This is a genomic window from Nitratireductor sp. ATLC21, from assembly GCF_057196525.1.
In genome coordinates, this window is the sequence record NZ_JBXUOU010000001.1 from 1264842 (window position 1) to 1278935 (window position 14094).

13 protein-coding genes are annotated in these 14094 nt (G+C 58.8%); 3 read left to right on the plus strand and 10 right to left on the minus strand.

What is annotated here, in order from left to right; all coding sequences use genetic code 11:
• Positions 1 to 30: 30 nt before the first annotated feature.
• The 4 genes from AC2CHD_RS06210 to AC2CHD_RS06225 form a co-directional block, all read right to left on the minus strand.
• Positions 31 to 837, minus strand: a complete 807-nt coding sequence (locus AC2CHD_RS06210; protein ID WP_305082515.1) for an amino acid ABC transporter ATP-binding protein — start codon at positions 835 to 837, stop codon at positions 31 to 33.
• Entirely contained in the window at positions 834 to 1784 is a 951-nt protein-coding gene (locus AC2CHD_RS06215) for an amino acid ABC transporter permease (protein WP_484552952.1), read from the minus strand. Before AC2CHD_RS06215 ends, AC2CHD_RS06210 begins: the two co-directional genes overlap by 4 nt.
• Positions 1785 to 1822: 38 nt before the next feature.
• Complete coding sequence (locus AC2CHD_RS06220) at positions 1823 to 2683, minus strand: ABC transporter substrate-binding protein (RefSeq protein WP_484552953.1); 861 nt, start codon at positions 2681 to 2683, stop codon at positions 1823 to 1825.
• Positions 2684 to 2793: 110 nt separating this feature from the next.
• Positions 2794 to 3810 carry an isopenicillin N synthase family dioxygenase gene (locus tag AC2CHD_RS06225; RefSeq protein ID WP_484552954.1) on the minus strand — a complete coding sequence of 339 codons (1017 nt, stop codon included), beginning with the start codon at positions 3808 to 3810 and terminating at the stop codon, positions 2794 to 2796.
• A 98-nt stretch (positions 3811 to 3908) separates the two neighbouring features.
• Between AC2CHD_RS06225 and AC2CHD_RS06230 the strand changes: the two genes are divergently transcribed.
• Entirely contained in the window at positions 3909 to 4853 is a 945-nt protein-coding gene (locus AC2CHD_RS06230) for a nucleoside hydrolase (RefSeq protein ID WP_484552955.1), read from the plus strand.
• A 123-nt stretch (positions 4854 to 4976) separates the two neighbouring features.
• Positions 4977 to 5618: a TetR/AcrR family transcriptional regulator gene (locus AC2CHD_RS06235; RefSeq protein WP_229449213.1), complete on the plus strand. Its 642-nt coding sequence runs from the start codon at positions 4977 to 4979 to the stop codon at positions 5616 to 5618.
• An 18-nt stretch (positions 5619 to 5636) separates the two neighbouring features.
• On the opposite strand, the gene AC2CHD_RS06240 is transcribed toward AC2CHD_RS06235, so the two are convergent.
• The 4 genes from AC2CHD_RS06240 to AC2CHD_RS06255 are packed head-to-tail and all read right to left on the minus strand — an operon-like array spanning position 5637 to position 9193.
• Positions 5637 to 6380, minus strand: a complete 744-nt coding sequence (locus AC2CHD_RS06240; protein ID WP_484552956.1) for a copper homeostasis protein CutC — start codon at positions 6378 to 6380, stop codon at positions 5637 to 5639.
• The gene (locus AC2CHD_RS06245) at positions 6364 to 7266 is read right to left on the minus strand and encodes an ROK family protein (RefSeq protein ID WP_484552957.1); all 903 of its coding nucleotides are present in this window, start codon (positions 7264 to 7266) and stop codon (positions 6364 to 6366) included. The genes AC2CHD_RS06240 and AC2CHD_RS06245 overlap by 17 nt, the downstream gene beginning before the upstream one ends.
• Positions 7267 to 7313: 47 nt before the next feature.
• Positions 7314 to 8645 (minus strand): GAF domain-containing protein, encoded by a 1332-nt coding sequence (locus AC2CHD_RS06250; protein ID WP_484552958.1) that lies wholly within the window; start codon positions 8643 to 8645, stop codon positions 7314 to 7316.
• Positions 8642 to 9193 carry a hypothetical protein gene (locus AC2CHD_RS06255; protein WP_229448528.1) on the minus strand — a complete coding sequence of 184 codons (552 nt, stop codon included), beginning with the start codon at positions 9191 to 9193 and terminating at the stop codon, positions 8642 to 8644. The genes AC2CHD_RS06250 and AC2CHD_RS06255 overlap by 4 nt, the downstream gene beginning before the upstream one ends.
• 398 nt (positions 9194 to 9591) lie before the next feature.
• Between AC2CHD_RS06255 and AC2CHD_RS06260 the strand changes: the two genes are divergently transcribed.
• Positions 9592 to 10992 carry an FAD-binding oxidoreductase gene (locus AC2CHD_RS06260; RefSeq protein ID WP_484552959.1) on the plus strand — a complete coding sequence of 467 codons (1401 nt, stop codon included), beginning with the start codon at positions 9592 to 9594 and terminating at the stop codon, positions 10990 to 10992.
• Between the two features lie 71 nt (positions 10993 to 11063).
• On the opposite strand, the gene AC2CHD_RS06265 is transcribed toward AC2CHD_RS06260, so the two are convergent.
• Together AC2CHD_RS06265 and mdoH are read right to left on the minus strand one after the other, a co-directional pair.
• Entirely contained in the window at positions 11064 to 12242 is a 1179-nt protein-coding gene (locus AC2CHD_RS06265) for an OpgC family protein (RefSeq protein ID WP_484552960.1), read from the minus strand.
• A gap of 9 nt (positions 12243 to 12251) precedes the next feature.
• A complete protein-coding gene (gene mdoH / locus AC2CHD_RS06270; RefSeq protein WP_484553230.1) occupies positions 12252 to 14069 on the minus strand; it encodes a glucans biosynthesis glucosyltransferase MdoH in 1818 nt (605 codons plus the stop codon).
• Positions 14070 to 14094: the final 25 nt, after the last annotated feature.

Below are 14094 nucleotides of genomic sequence, written 5' to 3' on the forward strand. Positions count from 1 at the left end.
ACTCCTGAAACAGGCTCGGAAACGGCGTCTCTAAAGAACCTTTGAGAGGAACTCCCGTGTTCTCGGCGACTGCGGGTTGGCGATCATCTCGCGCGGGTCCCCCTGCTCGACGATCACGCCGCCATCCATGAAAATGAGCTGGTCGCCGATTTCGCGGGCGAAGCCGATCTCGTGGGTGACAACGACCATGGTCATGCCGGCTTCGGCGAGATCACGCATCACCTGCAGAACCTCCCCCACAAGCTCGGGGTCGAGTGCGGAAGTGGGTTCATCAAACAACAGCACCTTTGGCTTCATCGCCATGGCGCGCGCGATGGCCACGCGCTGCTGCTGACCGCCTGACAATTCTCGCGGATACCGGTCGACCTTTTCGGACAGCCCCACCCGCGCCAGAAGCTCCAGAGCTTCAGCCTTTGCCTGTTCCGCCGGCATCCGACGCACATGGATGGGCGCTTCAATGAGGTTCTCCATCACCGTCATGTGAGAGAACAGATTGAAGGACTGAAACAGCATGCCGATCTCGGCGCGCCGCTGGCATAGCTCGTCGTCCTTCACCTCGTAGAGACGATCGTCACGCAGGTCGTACCCCACAAAGGCGCCATCGACGAGAAGAATGCCACCGGTGAGCTTTTCCAGATGGTTGATGCAGCGCAGAAACGTGCTTTTTCCGGAGCCGGACGGGCCGATGATGCAGGCAACCGAGCCGGTTGGCACATCGATGTCCACGCCCTTGAGCACCTCAAGCTGACCATAGGATTTGCGCACGCCGCGGGCAAACACCATGGAGTTCTCCGGCACGCCAAAGCGCACGCGATTTTCACTTGGCGTGTTGCTCATACAGAAAATTCCTTGGCATGAGATCCGATTGCATTGCGAATGACGCGCAGAGCCCAAGAATCCGTCCGGGTCTCGCTGCGCCCGAAATGGCGTTCCAGAAAATGCTGCCCTACCGACATGATGGACACGACCGCCAGATACCAGAACGCGACCACGATCAGCAGCGGGATGGTCTCGAAGGTGCGCGCGTAAATCGACTGCGCAGAATAGAAAAGGTCATCGACCGCGATAAAGGTCACGAGCGAGGTCATCTTGAGAAGATTGATCGCCTCATTGCCCGTGGGCGGCACGACGAAACGCATGGCCTGCGGCAGGACAATGCGCTTCAGGATGTTGCGATAGGGCATACCAAGGGCGCTTGCCGCTTCCGATTGCCCAGAAGGCACCGACTTGATGCCCGCGCGGATGATCTCGGCCATATACCCCGCTTCACAGAGCGACAGGGCGACAACGGCAGAGAAGAACGGCGTCATGAAGTCATTTGTGCGGATCGAGAACACCTCGCCGACAAACGGCAGCGTCAGCGAAAATTCGCGTACCAGAAGCGCCAGATTGAACCAGAAGATGAGCTGGATCAGCGCCGGGACGCCGCGAAAGAACCACACATAAGCCCCTGCGAAACCACGCAGGACGGGGCTCGGAGAAACCCGCATGACGGCCACCACCGTGCCGATGATGATGGCTAGCGCCATGATCACCACGGTCAGGATCAGCGTGTTCAGTAGACCCCGCATGATCGACGGATGGAAGAGATAGCCTGCGGCTGTCTCCCATCCAAAAGCCGGGTTCACGGCGAAAGCGCGCAGAATGAAGAACGAGAGCACCAGGGTGAGTGCCGTACCGATCCATATGCCATAATTGCGGCGCGGCACCACGACGAGACGGTCGACATCCGCGACCAGGGAGGATGGCTGGGGGCGAGTTTCGCTCGCGTCGACCTTGCTCATCGTTTCTCCAAATTCACTGCAATGACGCTATGGGCCGATCACTCGGCCCGCAGCGCTTCCATGTCACCGACGAAATAGGGTTCCTTGATCGCATAGGCGCCCATTCCGTATTTCTCGAGGATCGACTGGTAGGTGCCGTTCTCGAACAGTGCGGAAAGGGCCGAAACCATCATGTCGGCGGTCGGCTTGTCGTCCTTGGCGATAGCAAGGCCGAGCGGCGCAACGTCATAGAGCGTCGGCAGCACGACCAGTTGGCCCTTGCTCGTGACCTCGAAATAGCTGGAGGCGGTGGCATCGTCCATACGCGCATCAACGCGGTCGGCAAGCACGGCCTGAATAATGTCGGTTGAGGAATTGAACACCGACTTGTCGATCGGCTCCAGCCCCTTCTCCGTGCATTCGGCGGTCAGCTTGTCGACGAGGAAGTCAGACGCACTGCCGGCCGAAACGCCGACGCGCTTGCCGCAAAGAGGCAATTCCCCTGTAAACTCGTCCTTCTTTTCCGGTGATGTGGAGGCGGCAATGCCGGCCTTGATGAACATCACGAAATCGACCTGTTTCAAACGATCCGGATTGGCCGAGAAGGTTTCCCAGGCAATCTTGAAGCGACCGGCAGCCAGACCCGGGATCATCGAAGGGAACGGGGTTCGCTGAACATCAAGCTCGGCATCCACAAGTTTGGCGACTTCGCCAGCCAGTTCGATGATGATGCCTGTCGGCTTGCCATCCGCATCGAGATATTCGAATGGCGCGAAGTCGATCGTGTTGGCGATGGTCAGCCTACCGGTCTCTTCGACCTCCGGCGATTTGGTCACATCCGCAGCCATTGCCGAAACGCTCCAGCCACCAATCACCGCGGCAAGGCCGAGCCCCGTCAGACGCGTAAAATATGTGTTCATACCCATTCTCCTCTGGATTTATTCTTATGTGCCGGCGCCCGGCTGTCTAACCCTTTGCAAAACAGCCCTGCGGCCCGCGGGACCGTCAGGACCGTATCCAGCTGCGATTCTCAGCCAGCGGCGCTCTCCTGCGCAGCCTTCTTCTTGCGGTAATGGTAATTTTTATCGATCCGCTCCATCAGGTAGTCGCCATAGAGCACCGGCTCGTATTTTGGTGTGGCACCTTCCGCGACACAGGCCGGCAGGGCCTCAATCAGCGCTTCCATCGATGGGTCGAAGAAGAAGGGCTGTGAATAGCGTTCGCGGCCCGAACGATTGATCACCCGGTGCGGCGTGGAGACAAAGACGTCGTTCGACCAGCGGGCGAGAATGTCGCCCACATTCATGACAAAGGAATTGGGGATCGGCGGCGCAGGCACCCAGTCGCCGGCCTTGTTCTTCACTTCAAGTCCCCCGACGTCATCCTGGGCGAGCAGCGTTATGAACCCATAATCGGTATGTGGCGCAGAACCAAAAAGCCCCTCTTCCGCCTTCTGTGTCGGGTAGTGAAGAAGCCTCAGAAATGTCGTCGGATCTTCAAAATGCGCGTTCAGTTCGTCTGGCGAAAGCCCCAGCGAAATGGAGATAGCGGCGACCATCTTGCGGGCCAGCATACTCATCTGGTCCACATAGCGCTCGATGGTTTCACGAAACTCCGGCAACAGCGCCACATCCGGCCACTGGTTCGGCCCCTGAAGAGGCTTCTCGGCAAGCGCTCGTGGATCGTTTGCATCCACCTCGTGCATGAAGAAAATCGATTCGCTCTGATTGGGCTTGCTGACAGTGGCCACAGACGAGGTAACGATCGTGGAACCGGCAAACGGCAGATAGCCACGGAAATTCTTGTCTATTCGCAGCTTGAGTTTTTCATCTTCAGAAAGAGCAAAGAACTGCTTGCTCGCCTCACGAACCGCCTCGATATCGGATTGGGGGATCGGATGGCCGACAATGTATAGAAAGCCGATATTCTCAAGATAGCCGCGCAGGGTTGACGCAACCGCGCGCACCGCCTCCTCATCGCCGTCATACAGACCGGAAACATCGAGTACGGGAATTTTCGAAAACTCGCCGCGTGCACTCATTGACATGGCCACCATCCCAGCTTGAACATACCATACAGTACTGTATTTATGCATATCGAATTGTGGTCGGCAATAGCCGAGGCAGACGGAATTGGACAACGAGCATGGCGCCAAGAAAAATCATCATCGATACAGACCCTGGACAGGACGATGCGTTTGCCATCCTGTTCGCTCTGGGCTCGCCTCAGGAGCTGGAAGTGGTCGGCATCACAACAGTTGGCGGCAATGTCCCCCTTTCGCTGACCACGAGGAACGCCCTCAAAGTGGTGGAGTTGGCGGGGCGTCCCAATGTCCCCGTCTTCGCGGGGTGCCCGGCTCCCATGGTGAAGAAGCTGATGACGGCGGAATACGTTCATGGCGAGACCGGCCTCGACGGCGCAGACCTGCCCGAACCGGTAACCCCCGTACAGAACGAGCATGCGGTCAACTGGCTCGTGCGCACGATTATGGCCGCGCCCGAAGGCGAGATCACCGTTTGCACCCTCGGGCCGATGACCAACCTCGCCATGGCCATGACCATGGAGCCGCGCATCATCCCGCGCATTCGCGAAGTGGTGCTGATGGGCGGTGGTTTCTTCGAAGGCGGCAATGCCACGCCGGCAGCAGAATTCAATATTTTCGTGGATCCGCATGCGGCCCACAAAGTCTTCCATTCGGGCGCACCAGTCACCATGGCGCCAATTGACTGCACCTACACCGCGCAGATGACACCGGAGTGGCTACAGGCACTGCGCGCCACAGGCAGCCGCGCGGCCCTGGAAGCGGCCAACATGGCCGATTTCTATTGCCAGTATGGCGACCACAAATTTCCCACCAAGGCGCGGCCGATCCACGATGCATGCGTGACGGGCTATTTGCTTTCCCCGGAGATCTATGAACAACGCCAGTGCTATGTCACCGTCGATATTTCATCGTCCGAGACCATAGGCATGACCGTCGTCGACTGGTGGCACGTCACCGGAAAGGAGAAGAATGTCAACGTCCTCCGACGCATCGACCCGGCCCCGTTCTTCGATCTGATGCTCGAGCGCATCAGCGCCCTCCCATAAAGGCATGGGATGACCCCGCGCTCAACTTCTGCTAGCGGAAGCCAGGTCGCCATGGTCCAAATCTGGGTTCCGGTCACACATGAGGCCGGCAACCCATCCGAAGTGGAGAAAGCGTTGGCAAGAATGACGAATGCAAAGCCCGCCTCGGACCCAAAGTCCTCCCCGCGCCAGACGCTGAGCCGCGAGGCCTGGGTCAAGGCCGCGCGCAAGGTGCTGGAAAAACGCGGCATCGCCGAGGTCAAGATCGACCGGCTCGCCCGTCACTTCAAGGTTACGCGCGGCAGTTTCTATTTTCACTTCTCCAGCCTGAAGGATCTCCACGACGAACTGTTGAACGAATGGCGCCGCGCGAACTGCGCGCCCTTCGAGGCAAAGCGCGACGTCACCGACATCGACGGCCTGCAGTTCTTCACCGAGATCGTTCATATCTGGGTAGACGAAAAGCCCTTCAGCCCATTGCTGGACCTTGCCGTACGCGACTGGTCGCGCACATCAAGGGCGCTGGGACGCGAAGTGGCGGAGATGGATGACCTGCGCATCACGCTGCTGCAGCGCGCTTTTCGCGCCATGGGATATGGCCCAGAAGAAAGCCTCGTGCGGGCGCGCCTCACCTACTTCCACCAAATCGGCCAGTATGCACTTTCCTTCAAGGAAGACCCCGAGCAGCGCAAACGCCATGGCCCGATCTATGGCAAGGTTCTATTGGCACCGCTCGTTCAGGAACCAAACCTGCCAAAAGACTGGCAAGACACGGACGGTAAATAGTTCGCCCAGCCCGAAACCTTAGTTTTCCGTCTGTTCGGCGAGTTCAAGACGTTTCAGCACGTCTTTCATATCACGAATTGTCCGCGCGGACGTTTGCCGCTCCACGCTGCGGGAGAAGCCCAAGCCGGCAATCTTTTGATCGCTCCTGAGCGCCACGCTGCACGAGGCATGGAACGAGCGAATACGGGTTGAGCGCGCAATCTCGCCCAGATTTTCCGGCGTCAGACCTGAACCTGCCATGATCTCGATGCGATCGCCTGCATGGGCACACATGGCAGCAAGCGCATCCTGCCCCTCCAGAACCGACGGAGCACCGCCGGACGTCAAAATTCTTTCAAAACCGAGCGCAACAGCAAGGTCAATTGCCACCAGCCGGTCCTCCACCGTGTCGATGACACGATGGAGCGTGCGCCCCATGCCGGCACTTGCTTCGCTCAATATTTCAAGTGCTTCCTTGTCAAGCACCCCCTCGACCGCCGCCACTCCAAACACAACGCCTGCGAGACCAGCCTCCTGTGCGGCCGCAATATCATCCCGCATCAGAGCGATCTCCCGCATGCTGAAGCAGAAATCTCCCTGGCGTGGCCGGATCATCGCGTAGGCAGGCACGCCGCATTTGGCTGCCGCCCGCATCAAGCCATAAGAGGGTGTCAGCCCGCCAAGTGGAAGTGCCGCGCACAACTCAATACGGTCGGCCCCACCCTCGACGCATGCTTCCACTCCCTCCAGAGTGTCGACGCAAACCTCAAGGGTTGCCCGCATCGTGTGACTCCCTTGCAAAAATCGCAGCCCCGATCAGTGCGCTCTCAACTCCACCCGGTACAGGGACCAACAATCGGCCACTGCGTTCTATGAGGCAGCGCTGACGCACCTCGGCATCGAGTGCCTCCATGAGTAGTTCGTCCTGTGCCAAGCCACCACTGACCGGCACGATGGAAGGGTCGACCATATTTACCATGTTGGCCAATGCTCCACCGACAATGTCGAGAAACACGTCAACGGTCCGCGTCGCTTGTTCTCCTCCGCCATGCCATTGCTCAAGAATTTCATAGCTATCGCTCTCAAGGCCATGGAGGTGCTCGTGCAGTCGCTCAATGCCGCGCGCGGCACCAAGCGTGTCAACACACCCCATCTGTCCGCACCCGCATTCAATGGCAGGCAGGAGTGTTCCTGTCCGCATGGCGCTTGCCGGCCCATGCCCCCATTCACCCGCATTGCCCGTGGCACCTGTCATCACTTTCCCGTCGATAACGATCGCACCACCGATACCGGTACCAATAATTGCCGCCAGAACATGCCGATGACCGGCACCGACCCCTGCCCTGGCCTCGGCAAGCGCAAATGCATTCGCATCGTTCATGACATGAACCGGACGCCCTAAAGTTTCGTTCAGATCCCTGGCGAGTTTTTGGCCTGTAATGCAGGGAATATTGGCGCTGCGCGCCAAGCCGGTATGCGGGTCGATCACCGCGGCGATCGAGACGCCAACAGGCGTCGTGCCTCTCCCCGCCATTGCCTTCACGGTCTCGCGAAACGCACAATAATCTCCCACGGGTGTGATCTGCCGGTGGCGGATGACGGGCCTTTGGTTTTCCCCCATATCGGCAACAACGGTTTTGGAGCCGCCGATGTCAAAACAGCATATCATTTCAGCTCTCTTGTGCTGGCTGCATTGAGCAATGCTTGAATTCCTTCTCAGGTCTCCTCCAGTAAAAGCTTGCCTTCCACCAGAAATCGAAAGCGTCCACGACCGCATTTGTCGATGACGATACCGGCCCCACGTTCGCTCAATCGTCGCTGAAGCAAAAGCAGCCGCGCCTCCAGATTGTCGATGTAGTCGGGCAACCGCAACGCTGGGTCGAGACGCAGTTCCCGGTTGGTGAAGGCGACACGCCCACTCTGCGCATGTTCCCGCGCGAGCTTCCAGAGGATCGCGCCCGCGACACCACGAATGATGTAGACATCATCGACAAACACCGAGTTGTCGACCCTGTAGTGACGGAGCCGGATGGCCTTGCCTGCGGTTGCGTTGCCGGACGGAGCCGGCTGCATGCGCTCGGCAGTCTCTTCTTTCTGCAAAAGGGCAACCCGTGCAGACACCAACTCCGAAATCAGCGTGAGCGCATCCTCTTCGTCATAGCCAAACTGGTTGGGCTCTGTGCTTTCGGCAAACAGCACCCCCATTGTTTGGTCCTCACACAGAATGGGAACGGCAATCTGGCTCTGCGGCGCCTCAAGACCGGGGAAGGCGATTGCATTGGCACATTCCCACTCGAGCCCGGCCGCCCTGGCACTGTCCAGAACGGCAGCGCGATAGGTATACTGCGACGTCATATGCCCGATGCGAATGGGCACGCGCTGTGCGGCTGCGACCCCGATCACGCCATCCCCAAGGCCAACTTCGGAACCGATGCCGGAGAAGGGATAACCACGCGAGCTGACCGTGTACAGGCGTTTGGAAACCTGATCGAGCATCAACACCATGGCATGCTCGATTCCGAAGTGCTGCTGCAGGCAGGCAAGCAGCGTATCGAACAGCTCCCCCATATCCGAGACGCGTGAGAATTGCTCGCAACTGCGCCGTGCGGCCGCCAACGCATTGCGTTTCATGGGCCTGGCGATCACCTCGCTTACGACCGGTTCTATCTCACGCACACGAAACACATCGGAACCAAGCAGGCGGAAAACATCTTGCATGCCGCTATGCGAGGCAATTCCTGCGAGCTTGGCACGCATGATCTCAAACAGTGGACCGCTCGTCTGCGTTTCCAGATACTCCAAGGTGAGGCGATACTGCGCATTCGTATCCGGGTCGACAACCGTGACGGAAGCCAGTCTGGTCGCGAGCAGATTGCGGCGGGTCTTGTTGAAGAACTGATAGGACAGTGCAACGTGATCGGGATCGACATACTGCACATGTGAAATCAAAGACACATTGGGGATACCGTCAACGTCTGCCGTGGCAAGTATCGAAGGAACGATGCCCTCAAGCGCATTGCGTATCTCGGGGAGCCAGGTGGTGGTCATTTGCGCAATTCCGCCCCAGCCCCCGGCCCCGGGGTCTGCACAAAAGCGGCCACCGGATCAAAATCGAGCGCCACGAGATCATCCACGTCGACCGCACAGTATGCTTCAGTGAACCTGCGGGCATAATCCACGTCGCGAAGTTCCTGTTCCAGCCCGGCCGATTGCTCCACAGCAGCCTGCCTGTCACTCAGTGTGGGTTCGCCAGTGGCAGGGTTGATCCCCTTGATCTGGATGGATCGATGGGTAAGCGGTTGGCTAAAGGTGACGGCGATGGGGGCGTCCTGATCCGCTGCAGCAATAATCGCATGATTGCTTCTGCGTAACAGGAGGATGCGCATGCGCCCGTCTTCCAGAACACGACAAGCGCAACCTTGACCGCTCAGCGGCACATTGCCCCTGCCCCCAACAGCGATAATCACACTGACACCGCTCTGGCAGAACTCCGCGAGTTCTGCCGAAAGAACGCTGCCAGCGCCGAGATCATCAGTGCAAGCGCTGAGCGCCGCCAACTCGGCTTCAGGAGAATGAGGGCGCTGTGCGCGCGGCATTTTTGGTTTCGCCTTCCCTGGATCGCATGAGGGATGCAGCCCCCCAAGGCCCACCCCGACGCGCATGGACGCTATTTAGCATTTTTTTATGATCCCTTGCAGCTAGATTTAGCAGGCTGCGGAAATCCCGGTGGACTATTCGACTGGCCATTCGCTGCCGCGTTCATTGCAACGACAGCAGCGATCAACCCGAAGCAACCGCGAGGAAGAAGCGCGAAGACGCTCGCCAAAAGCATGGCGCGGGGATGCGCAGGTCTGGGAACATGTCTGAACCCTTCCCTGATCGCCGCCCAGAACGTCTGAACGCTGGGTCTGAGCTGTTGTGTGCGGTGTAGCGACCAAAGACGGTGCGCCTCACCCGCATGGGACACCGAAATAGTTCAACCAGGATATACAAAATGAATTATCTCATTCGTCCAGACTCGGATTTATCCGATTCAACAGGGCTCCGCCTGAAACCGCTTCTGAGTGAAGTCAGGGGCAAGCCTATCCGTCCTTCGGATGCCGAGTATGAACAGGCTCGGACACTCGCAAACAACAACTGGAACCACCAACCCGCGTTGATCATGCGTGTGGCCGACGCGCGCGATGTGGCACTTACACTTCGCTTTGCCCGGGAACAGGGCATTGAAATAGCGGTGCGAAGCGGAGGACACTCCACATGCGGCCACAGCTCCTGTTCCGGGGGCATTGTGATCGATCTGCGCGACCTGAACGCGCTTGAATTCGCACAGGATCAAAGCTGGGTTTGGGCTGGTGCCGGTCTCACTGCTGGCGAGGTGACGGTCGAGGTCGAAAAGCGCAAGCTCATCGTTGGTTTTGGGGACGCGGCCACGGTCGGCATTGGTGGGCTCACCCTCGGTGGCGGCATAGGATATATGGTTCGCAAGCACGGTTTGACGATCGACTCCGTCCTTGCCTTCGAGGTGGTTACAGCCGCAGGTGAAGTCCTGATTGCTGACGCCGACAATCATCCAGATCTCTTCTGGGCTCTCAGAGGCGGTGGTGGCAATTTCGGTGTCGTGACACGCTTCAAATACCGACTTCATCCGCTTCCCGAATTCACCGGCGGACCGCTCATCCTTCCCCTGACGCCTGAGACACTAACCGGTTTTGTAGCGGCAGCGGAGGCGGCGCCCGATGAACTCTCGACCATCGCGATGGTGATGCCGGCACCTCCCATGCCCTTTTTGCCGCCGGAAATGGTTGGGAAAACGGTCCTCATGGGCATGATGGCCTTTGCCGGACCGGTCGATCAGGCTGAGAAGGCGCTCGCTCCCTTCAGGGCGCTGGCAAAGCCGATAGCAGACCTCGTTGGGCCGGCCCCTTACAGCTCAATGTATATGCCCGATGACCCGATCCTTCATCAGTCGGTCTCCATACGCACCACCTTCATGGATGGGATCACGAAGTCGCAGGCGGAAAAAATGCTTGAGTTGATCGAAGGCAACGAAGCCCCTCTTCGCATGATCCAGGTCCGGGTACTGGGCGGAGCAGCATCCCGGATCGCACCGGAGGCCACCGCTTTTGCGCATCGGCAGCGGAAGATCATGACTGTGTTTCTCGCGATTGATACCCCGGAAACACTGGCGCGAAATGAAGAATGGGTCTCTCAGTGCCTGAAGGAACTGGGCGATAACGGTCTCGGCGCGTATGTAAATTTCCTCGCCGACGAAGGCGATCAGCGCATCCGTCATGCGTATCCGGAGGCGACCTGGAACCGCCTGCGGCAGATCAAACACCGATATGATCCGGACAATATCTTCCGGCTCAACCAGAACATTCCGCCCGCAGTTTAGGGTCTGGGCGGGATCCAGCGCAACCGGCGCCGGGGGCACTCCCCCGGCCCTGGGCACTGCCTCACATTTGATCAAGCGCTCTCGCGAAGACGCTCTTTCTCGGTCGGTCCTGGCATGAATTTGCGTTCGGCGGCTCGCCGCGCTTCCTTTCGCTCTGCTTTCTGTCTGGAAAGGAACAGGGCGACCGCGTATTGCAGGCAAATCCCGACAGCCAGCAAGACGGTATCAGAAGCGAAATTGGTCTCAAAACGCAAACGCAGGATTTGCAGCACGATTGCGAGAACCGATCCGGAGGCGAAAACGGCGAGACCGTTCCTCCCCATCAGCTCGATCGGCCGGAAAACCGGCCATTGAAAGGCCTTGACCACCCAGGCGACATTGGTCAGGACATAGGCAAGCGCGAGCGCGTGGAGGAGCCGCGGCAACGCCAGAAAGGTCTTGTCAAAGCCCGCAATGAAGAATGGCAGAAACTTGCGCCCCGGCAGCGCACCGGCCTTGAGCAGCACCCAGATGCACGAGAACGCCAGAAACGCGACGCATAACCAGAACAGCCACGCGCGATAGGGGACGAGCTTTCTACCCTCAAGCATGCAAAGGCCGCCCGCAATCCCCACCGCGTAGATCAGTTGCCAGGCTACCGGATTGAAGAACCACCCCCCCAGATTCGGGTAATTGGGCAGATTCAGACGGAAGGTTCCCGCAAGCAACCAGACAACAACGGCCACTGCGATCAGCGCCCGAGGGCTGCGCAGGCCAATCATTATGTAGAATGGCGACACTAGCAAAAGCACGGCGTAGAGCGGGAGGATATTGAAGTATCCAAGCTGGTGGCCAAGGAGCGGCACGCCGACCATGGTTTGCAATGGTTTGGTCAGAAGCGGACCAAAATTGATGCGACTGAGCATCTCGAAGACGCCGAAATACAGCGCCCCGCCAGCGACCAGCGCAATGGCCAGAAGCGACGATACGATATGCGTGACATAGAGCAGTCCTGCGCGCCGCCAAACCTTCATGCAGGACGCGAGGAACGCTCCCTCGCGAAATCCGCGCGAATACGCAAGCCCCACGGCAATGCCTGACATCAGAACAAATGCCTCGGCGGCGTCAGAAAAACCGAAATTGCGGGATGTCAGGTTCTCATAGAGATTTCCCGGCACGTGATTGATGAAGATCGTGATCAGAGCGAGACCACGAAACACGTCCAGGCGCTGGTCACGGCCAACGCTTGCGGGGATGAAGGGGGCATTCATAGGGCAGCCTCACTGCTCCGCGTCAGCGGGCTCGAGCGCCGGTTCTGTCACCGGCTGATTTGCGGGCGCAGGCTCTGCAGCGCCTCGCCAGTAAGAAAGAATTGCTTCCTGACGCAGGACCACCGGCGAAGGCGCGCGATCGTCTGCGGTCTGGAACAGCCCGGTCTCCCCAGCCTCGATCGCACTCCACGAACTGACATGGATGAGAACTGGCGAAAAAACCTGCGGTCCGGCCACCAGAAGAAGCCAGCCCACATATTCGGGGGCGAACTGGAAAGCGAGGCCCAGCGTAACGAGACCCGTGGCACTGATCCACCAGCTTGCAGACCACGCTTCAGAAAGACTGACAGAGCCGGCTTCCCGATCAGTCGCAGGCCATCCGCCATCGAGACCGAGAAACACTTCTACCACCGCACGGCACTGATACATCAACATGATCGGCGCAAGCAGGCTCGTCGATAGGATTTCCGTCAACGTGTTGAGCAAAGCCCGGCCAGTGCCGCCAAACCGCTCATTCACACCGCTCAAAGCGCCACGCAGGACGATGAGAAGTTTCGGCCCGATCAAGAGGCCGAAAACCCCGACCAGCAGGGTAAGCGCGAGTCCCTGTTCAACCCGCGGAAAAACCGGGAACAGCCCCGGTTCAGGAAAATAATCCGGCACACCCTTCAACACCGGCGCAGCGATTGAGGCCATGATGAAGAGAGCCCAAAGAGGCGATGCAACATAGGCCATGATGTTCTGGACAAAGACGAACCGGCTCCACGGCTTCAGGCCGGGGGCCACCATCACCCGAGCGTGTTGAAGATTGCCCTGGCACCAGCGACGGTCGCGCTTGGCAAAGTCCACCACATTGTCGGGGCCCTCTTCATAGGAACCGGAAAGATCCGGATCGACGCGAACGATCCACCCATTGCGGCTCAGAAGCGCGGCTTCCACATAGTCATGGCTAAGAATATGCCCGCCGAAAGGCGGGGTTCCAGACAATTCCGGCAGCCCGCAGCTTTGAGCAAACGCGCGCGTGCGGATAATGGCATTGTGGCCCCAAAACGGACCAGCCTCACCCTGCAGGGATGCAAGGCCGCGTGTATAGATCGGGGAATAATAGCTGGTGGAAAATTGCATCGCACGTCCGAAAAATGATCGTGCGTGAACGATCTTGGGCAGGGTTTGAAGCAATCCCAGCCTGGGTTCGCAATCCATGCGCCGCACCATCTCGGCCATGGTGGAGCCTTCCATCAGACTGTCCGCATCGAGAACGATCATATAGTCGTACAATGCACCGGACGATCGGATAAAGTCGGCGATATTCCCGGCCTTCTTGCCGGTATTTTTCTCGCGACGGCGGTAATAGATCGCCGTTTGCGCCCCACTCTCCACCAGCAGACGCTGGAACCAGCGCTCCTCCTCAGCCGCAACGCGATCATCGTTTGTGTCCGATAAGATCGCGAAATCAAATCGACCGGCGGCACCCAGCGTGTGGAGGCTGCCGATCATCGCGGCCACATGGGAAAAGGTTTTGACCGGATCTTCGTTGTATACGGGAACCAGAACCGCCGTGCGCGCCTCTGTCGGCGCCAGTTCGAAAGGCTTGTGCTTTTCTGAAATGGGAGAGGTCAACAGGCCGTTGAACGCGTAAGCTGCGCCCCAGGCCAGCCAGGCTGTGCTGGCGGCCAGAAGAACAATACGGATGGCGTCGATCCATTGAATGCCGTCGGCGGAAAAATAGCCGACCGCAAGCGAAGCGACGAGTCCCGCCATAAGCAGGCAGAAAAGGATCGACAAAACGCGTCTTACGCTGACCATCACACTCTCGCGGCGTTCAATGACCGCCCCTTTCGGGGGTCACGTG

Bases quoted from the DNA above. Each gene is read 5' to 3' on its own strand.
- AC2CHD_RS06210 (WP_305082515.1), bottom strand. From the start codon at position 837: ATGAGCAACACGCCAAGTGAAAATCGCGTGCGCTTTGGCGTGCCGGAG.
- AC2CHD_RS06235 (WP_229449213.1), top strand. From the start codon at position 4,977: ATGACGAATGCAAAGCCCGCCTCGGACCCAAAGTCCTCCCCGCGCCAG.
- AC2CHD_RS06230 (WP_484552955.1), top strand. From the start codon at position 3,909: ATGGCGCCAAGAAAAATCATCATCGATACAGACCCTGGACAGGACGAT.
- AC2CHD_RS06255 (WP_229448528.1), bottom strand. From the start codon at position 9,193: ATGCCGCGCGCACAGCGCCCTCATTCTCCTGAAGCCGAGTTGGCGGCG.
- AC2CHD_RS06225 (WP_484552954.1), bottom strand. From the start codon at position 3,810: ATGTCAATGAGTGCACGCGGCGAGTTTTCGAAAATTCCCGTACTCGAT.
- AC2CHD_RS06240 (WP_484552956.1), bottom strand. From the start codon at position 6,380: ATGCGGGCAACCCTTGAGGTTTGCGTCGACACTCTGGAGGGAGTGGAA.
- AC2CHD_RS06215 (WP_484552952.1), bottom strand. From the start codon at position 1,784: ATGAGCAAGGTCGACGCGAGCGAAACTCGCCCCCAGCCATCCTCCCTG.
- AC2CHD_RS06260 (WP_484552959.1), top strand. From the start codon at position 9,592: ATGAATTATCTCATTCGTCCAGACTCGGATTTATCCGATTCAACAGGG.
- AC2CHD_RS06220 (WP_484552953.1), bottom strand. From the start codon at position 2,683: ATGAACACATATTTTACGCGTCTGACGGGGCTCGGCCTTGCCGCGGTG.
- AC2CHD_RS06265 (WP_484552960.1), bottom strand. From the start codon at position 12,242: ATGAATGCCCCCTTCATCCCCGCAAGCGTTGGCCGTGACCAGCGCCTG.
- AC2CHD_RS06245 (WP_484552957.1), bottom strand. From the start codon at position 7,266: ATGATATGCTGTTTTGACATCGGCGGCTCCAAAACCGTTGTTGCCGAT.
- AC2CHD_RS06250 (WP_484552958.1), bottom strand. From the start codon at position 8,645: ATGACCACCACCTGGCTCCCCGAGATACGCAATGCGCTTGAGGGCATC.